Below are 6,476 nucleotides of genomic sequence, written 5' to 3'. Positions count from 1 at the left end.
ACACAAATTCATAATTATCAGGTAAAGGTAGATTCATTTCCCAAGCAAGTTCAGCTGGTATGTTTTTATAGTTTATTTTTTCTTTTTCATCATTTAGTTTTTTAGGATCAAGTAATGAAGGATAAGGATGGTTTTCTTTTTTATATTTTTCATTAAAATCATTTGATAATAGCCATTCTTCTATAAGATTAAAATTTTGTATAAAATAATTAAAATTATGGAAAATATTATCAAGTATAGGTTGATAATCTTGATGAATTTTTAATATATTTTGTATTCTTGGAAGTTCTTTTAAAAAGGCTTGCTTATTTTTAGAGATTATTTTAATGATATTTGGACTTAATTTCGCAAAATTATTAAAAATTTCTTTAAATATTTTAAATTCTTTATTGGCTTTTTTAATATTTTTAGCTAGTTTAAACATGCTTCCTTTATGTAAATTTTGAAAAGTTTGTATAAGAACTTCACCAAGCATATAAGATAAATGAAATTTATATTTTAAAGCCTGCTCATAATCGCTGCATGTTTCTAAATTTGGATATTTGAGTTGAGGAAAAACTTGTATGGTTTGTTGATAAATTTTTTGTTCTTTTTTGTGTTGTTTTTTGATTTTATAGAGTTTTTTAAATAATGCTATATACCCCCCCCCATATTTATAATTATTTCTTTGATGACTAAAGTCAATCATAACTTTGCCTAATTTATAAGCTAAATGATTTTTTATTCTTTCTATAGCTGAGTTTGATTTATGCATAGGGTTTCTCCTTTAAAAATGGCTTTGGTTGGTTGTAAAATTATAATAATCCTCGGGCACACCAATATCTATAAAATAATCATCAAAAATTTCAGCCCTAGCCTTTAATTTTATATAATTTTCTTGTAAAAATTCTTCAAAAGAAAATTTTTTCTCTAAATCAAATTTATCAAAAATATCTTTTTTTAGTAAGTATATACCACCATTGATTAAACCTTGTTTTTTAAATACCTTTTCTTCAAAAGATGTCACAATACCTTGCTCGTCAACATTGACTGTACCATATCTATCAAAATCATTCATTTGTTTTAAAGCAAGGCAAATTCTATTTCCATTTAGCTTTAACTTAGTTAAATCTATGTCAAAAAAAGTATCGCCGTTTAAAACATAAGCTTCATTTTTTATAAATTTCAAAGCCTCTTTTATGGCTCCGCCTGTTCCTAGAGGTTCTTTTTCTATGCTGTATTTTATTTTTATACTCAAAAACTCATCTTTAAAATATTCTTGTATCACCTCATACTTGTATGATACTGCTAAGATAACTTCTTTTATGCCTTGCTTTTTAAGATACTCAAAAATAAATTCTAAAAAAGGCTTATCATTTATCGGTGCCATAGGCTTTGGAATGTCTTTTATAACACTTTTAAGCCTTGTTCCTAAGCCGCCACAAAGTATTATTGCTTGCAAGAAAAACCTTTGCCGAAAAGCTCTTCTTCAACGATAGCACAAATAATATGTCCTATTAAAATATGTGCTTCTTGAATTCTTGGTGTGCAAGTTGAAGGTACTTTTATACAATAATCACAAAGTTCATTCATAACCCCGCCGTTAGCTCCGCTTAAGCCTATGCTTATGATTTCTTTTTGTTTGCAAAGCTCTAAAGCCTTTAAAATATTTTTACTATTTCCACTTGTAGAAATTCCTATAAAAACATCTCCTTTAACACCCTGTGCTTGCACTTGTCTTGCAAATAAATTTTCATAACCATAATCATTGCTAATAGCAGTTAATATACTCGTGTCCGTTGAAAGTGCAATACTTGCGATCCCTGGTCTATCAAAATAAAATCTACTTACAAATTCCCCTGCAATATGCTGTGCATCTGCTGCGCTACCACCATTTCCTGCAAGTAAAGTTTTGTTACCATTTTTATAAGCTTTTATGACTTCTAATGAAGCATTCTTAATAAGAGTTATTAAATTCTCATCTTTTAAAATTTGCTCTTTTACTGAAATAGAATCTGTAAAATGTTCTTTTATATAGGAATTTAAATTCTCCATAATAATCCTTTTATAACTTCTCAATATTGTTTAATTAAATCAATTCCATGAGCCATTTTTAAAATATCACCTTTATATTCATTTTTATTCATAAAAACTGTAATTTCATTTTCAAAAGCATATTTTTCATGAGATGGAATTGTCATAATAAGTAAGTCTATATTCTTTAATTCCTCAACAGTTGGAAATTTAATTTGAATATCTGAATTAATCATATATTTACCAACTTTTTCTTTGTTAATTTCAAAAGCTTTGTTAATTTTAGAAATATTATTCATATCAATATAATTCAACAAGCTATGCGACTGAACCCCCCCCCCATAAAGGGCAATAGTATTATAATTTTTTAATATAGTATTAAAATTTATTATATCATTGAAAATTTGATGTTTTAGAGAATTGTTATATAAAGAATAAAAATATTTTTGATTATTTGATATTTTTTTTCTAAAGAATAGTCCCATATGCTGTTCTTCGAAATAATAAATCTCTTCAACCAACTCGCAATTTAGTTTTTTCATAATATTAGCAATAACACCTTTTTGATAATATCCGCAATGATCATGATATAAATCTATAAATCTGCGAAATTTAAAAATATCATTTGCATTTGGAACTTCTATATATATCATTCCATTTTCCTCTAACAAATCAACAACATCTTGAAGAAAAGTTAGTGGCGTATCTATATGCTCTAATAAATGTCTAAAAATGATAAAATTAATTTTATGTTTTAATTTATAAACAATATTTTTATCAAAAAAACTTTTAACATGGATAATATTATCACAAATACAATACTTATCCGATAAAGTTGAAGGATCTATGCTATAGCAAATTTGAGCCTCTTTAGATAATGCCAACAATAAATCTCCTTGACCTGGAGCAATTTCTAAAAAAATATCTGATTTTTTGCTATACTTTAAAATAGAATCTTTTATTTTTAAAATATGTTGACTTAGTCTATTTGTAAAATATTTTTGCTGATAATAAGTATTATCCTGCTCATATATATTTTTAATTTTATCAAATGAAAAACTTTTATTAAAAATATATCCACATTCAACACATTGAAATAAATCAATATGTGCATTTCCTATGCAATATTTTTCTTCATTGCAATGAGTTGGATAATTATTCAAAATAGCAACAGATTCATATATATTTCTTTTAGAATGAATTGATATTTTATTTTGAATTCCATAACACAATGGACACTTTATTACTTTTTTCTCTTCCATTTTTATAATTTCCATGATTTAACTCCCTCTTTTGTAAATGAAAAATCCTGCACATAACCTTGCTCTTTGCTTAAAGCTTTGATTAAATTATATTTTTTAGTAGGATCTACAAAGAAAAACATAAATCCACCTGCTCCTGCTCCACTAGTTTTGCCGCTATAAGCTCCATTTTGCATAGCTAAATAATAAATTCTTTCAAGCTCATCATTGCTAACGATTTCAGAAATGATTTTTTTTGACTGCCAAGATTTTCCTAAAATTTGTGCCAAAGTATCAAAATCTGCCTTAAACAAAGCTTCTTTCATCTTGATGGCATCTTGTTTTATGGCATGCATAGCTTCAAGGGATTTTTCATCTCCAAGTTTTCCTTTTTTATGTTCTTCTATATCTTTTGCTTCTCTTGTGATATTTGTAAAATAAAGCACAGTTCTAGCTTCAAGCTCACTAGCTATCCAGTTTTTAATACGCAAAGGATTGACAATGACTCTTTTATTATCATAAAATTCCATAAAATTAAAGCCACCAAAAGTTGCGGCGTATTGATCTTGTGCTCCGCCTACTATGCCTAAATCTTCTCTTTCTATCTCATAAGCAAGCTTAGCGATTTCATATTCTCCTAAAGGTAGATTAAGCCATTCTGCAAAGGCTTTTATAACCCCTACAACTAAGGTTGAGCTTCCGCCCAAACCACTACCACTTGGTACATCTGAGTATGTATGCAAAGAAAAACTTAAAGGTTTTTTTGTAAAATCTTTTACAATACGATTATAAATACTTTTGAAGATATCTAATTTTCCATCATTTTCTAAACGCTCTTTACTTTCATACTCACAGTAAGAATTTGTATCAGGAGAATCAAAAATGATTTTTCCATCTTCTCTTTCGATCAAAGTACAATGTATGTATAAAGATATAGTCGCATTTAAAACATAACCTGTGTATTTATCACAATATAAATTTATATCAGTCCCCCCACCTGCTAAACCAAGGCGGAGAGGAGTTTGCGTGCGTATGGTTTTCATCTATTCAACGGAATCCTTCCTTTTTTTATCTCATCTCTCCAATGATTTAACAAATCTTCAAACATTTTTCTAGCTGCAATTTCTGGCTTCCAGTTAATAAAACTTTTGATTTTTGTGTTATCAAACATTTGATAATCCGCATCAATAGGACGTAGTCTTTGCTCATCTTGCTCTACTTTAATATCTTTTCTTATAGAAAAACCTAAAAGTATATCAATAACCTCAGGGAGCTTAAAAGCCTCTTCTCCTGCTATATTAAAAGCTTCCCCACAAGGAACTTTTCCTTTTTCACTTTCAAGAGAAAGTAGATAATAAGCCCTTATAGCATCTCTGGCATCTTGAAAGGTTCTTACACTCGAAAGATTTCCAACCTTGATAACAGGCTCTTGATAACCCGCTTCAATTAAAGCAATTTGTTTTGCAACTGTGCTTTCAAAAAACACATCAGAACGTCTTGGGCCACTATGTGTTCCCATTCTTGTAACAAAAGTGCGAATGTTATAAGCTTCGCCATAAAATCTTCCCAAATAATCAGTGCCAATTTTGCTTATACTGTAAGGACTTGCACCGTGAAAAGCTGTTTCTTCATTAAGTTTAACACCTGCTTTTGCTTTGCCATAAACTTCACTTGAAGAGCAAATATGCACTACAGGGTCATATCCATCTTTTGCCTTTAAAATTCTAATGTTTTCCAAAATATTTGCTGTGCCTATGATATTTGTTTGTAATGTTTCTATAGGTATATCAAAAGAAGTTTTTGGATAAGATTGGGCTGCTAGGTGAAAAATCACATCAGGCCTTTGACTCTCGAAAAGTTTTTGAAGACTAGAGTAATCATTTAAATCTGCATAAAAAATACTGATTCTATCTTTTTTATTAATCCTATCGCTTAAGTGATAGATATTGTCCATAGGTTCTTGCCAACGCATCATTCCTATAACATCATAGTCTGTATTTTCTAGCAAAAAATCCGCCATTTGAGAGCCAACTTGCCCTGTAAATCCTGTAATTAACGCTGTTTTTTTCATGATTTATCCTATTGTCTTATATTTTGCTCTTTTAAATACCATTCATACATCATTTTAATGCCATCTTCAAGCTTGATTTTTGCCTTCCAGCCTAAAGAATTAATCTTCTTGCAACTTCCTAATTTTTTCATTGTTCCATCTGGTTTATTTGTATTAAAAACTAAATTACCACGATATTCAACAATGCGTTTAACAAGTTCTGCTAAATCTTTAATACTTATATCTTTGCCTGAGCCTATATTTATATGTGTATTTCTAATTTCAACTTCATTGTTTTTATATAAATCATTGAAATTTACTTTTTCCATAACATACACACAAGCATCAGCCATATCATCAGCGTGTAAAAATTCTCTCATAGCCTTCCCACTACCCCAAATTTCAACTGAATTTTCTGTAATACCAAATCTATTCAAATAATTTTTAACTTCACTTTCATCATTGAAATTTAATAGATATCGCACTTTAGCAATACCTTCTTCTTGCAATACTTTAGCTAAGTGCATTTTTCTTATAAAGGCTGGTAAAACATGTGATGTTTCTAAATTAAAATTATCATTTGCTCCATATAGACTACAAGGCATAACTGAAATAAAATTAGTCTTATACTGTAAATTATAACTTTCACACATTTTAAGACCTGCTATTTTAGCTATGGCATAAGGTTCATTTGTGTATTCTAATTTACTTGTTAAAAGATATTCTTCTTTTATGGGTTGCGGACATTCTCTAGGATAAATACAAGCAGTCCCTAAAAATAATAACTTTTTAACCCCATTTAAATAAGATTGATGAATAACATTGTTTTGTATCATTAAATTTTGGTAAATAAAATCTGCTCTATAGGTATTATTTGCTCCAATTCCACCAACTTTTGCTGCAGATAAAAAAACATATTCTGGCTTTTCTCTTACAAAAAAATCAGCCACAGCTTTTTGATTTGTTAAATCAAGCTCTGAATGAGTTTTAAAAATTAAATTACTGTAACCTTTATTTTGTAAATTTTTGATAATTGCCGAACCTGTTAAACCCCTATGCCCTGCTATATAAATTTTAGAATCTTTAAGCATTGCAAACCCTTTTTGTAGAATTTGCAAAACTACGAATATTATTTGCAAAAAGAGACTTGATATTTGTAAAGATGGAGTATT

General features: G+C 28.8%; 6 protein-coding genes and 1 pseudogene. All 7 read right to left on the bottom strand.

Annotated elements, in window-relative coordinates; translation table 11 throughout:
- Positions 1-754, bottom strand: a pseudogene (locus tag BGS43_RS04015) (DUF2972 domain-containing protein); the annotation flags it as partial.
- A 12-nt stretch (positions 755-766) separates the two neighbouring features.
- Positions 767-1,441: a D-glycero-D-manno-heptose 1-phosphate guanosyltransferase gene (hddC, locus tag BGS43_RS04010; RefSeq protein ID WP_096568899.1), complete on the bottom strand. Its 675-nt coding sequence runs from the start codon at positions 1,439-1,441 to the stop codon at positions 767-769.
- A complete protein-coding gene (gene gmhA2 / locus BGS43_RS04005) occupies positions 1,429-2,034 on the bottom strand; it encodes a D-sedoheptulose 7-phosphate isomerase (protein WP_096568896.1) in 606 nt (201 codons plus the stop codon). The genes hddC and gmhA2 overlap by 13 nt, the downstream gene beginning before the upstream one ends.
- Before the next feature lie 20 nt (positions 2,035-2,054).
- Positions 2,055-3,290 (bottom strand): class I SAM-dependent methyltransferase, encoded by a 1,236-nt coding sequence (locus BGS43_RS04000; RefSeq protein WP_002872760.1) that lies wholly within the window; start codon positions 3,288-3,290, stop codon positions 2,055-2,057.
- The gene (hddA, locus tag BGS43_RS03995; protein ID WP_002826578.1) at positions 3,278-4,297 is read right to left on the bottom strand and encodes a D-glycero-D-manno-heptose 7-phosphate kinase; all 1,020 of its coding nucleotides are present in this window, start codon (positions 4,295-4,297) and stop codon (positions 3,278-3,280) included. Before hddA ends, BGS43_RS04000 begins: the two co-directional genes overlap by 13 nt.
- Positions 4,294-5,325 carry a GDP-mannose 4,6-dehydratase gene (locus tag BGS43_RS03990; RefSeq protein WP_002826577.1) on the bottom strand — a complete coding sequence of 344 codons (1,032 nt, stop codon included), beginning with the start codon at positions 5,323-5,325 and terminating at the stop codon, positions 4,294-4,296. Before BGS43_RS03990 ends, hddA begins: the two co-directional genes overlap by 4 nt.
- Before the next feature lie 8 nt (positions 5,326-5,333).
- Positions 5,334-6,395, bottom strand: a complete 1,062-nt coding sequence (locus tag BGS43_RS03985; protein WP_052823185.1) for a GDP-L-fucose synthase family protein — start codon at positions 6,393-6,395, stop codon at positions 5,334-5,336.
- Between the last annotated feature and the right edge of the window lie 81 nt (positions 6,396-6,476).

The organism is Campylobacter sp. 110 (genome assembly GCF_002383965.1).
GTDB lineage: Bacteria > Campylobacterota > Campylobacteria > Campylobacterales > Campylobacteraceae > Campylobacter_D > Campylobacter_D coli.
The sequence above is the reverse complement of the archived record's forward strand: the minus strand, read 5'-3'. Positions and strand labels throughout refer to the sequence as shown.

Coding starts and splice junctions, on each gene's coding strand:
- gmhA2 (WP_096568896.1), bottom strand. CDS start 2,034: ATGGAGAATTTAAATTCCTATATAAAAGAACATTTTACAGATTCTATT.
- BGS43_RS04000 (WP_002872760.1), bottom strand. CDS start 3,290: ATGGAAATTATAAAAATGGAAGAGAAAAAAGTAATAAAGTGTCCATTG.
- hddA (WP_002826578.1), bottom strand. CDS start 4,297: ATGAAAACCATACGCACGCAAACTCCTCTCCGCCTTGGTTTAGCAGGT.
- BGS43_RS03990 (WP_002826577.1), bottom strand. CDS start 5,325: ATGAAAAAAACAGCGTTAATTACAGGATTTACAGGGCAAGTTGGCTCT.
- BGS43_RS03985 (WP_052823185.1), bottom strand. CDS start 6,395: ATGCTTAAAGATTCTAAAATTTATATAGCAGGGCATAGGGGTTTAACA.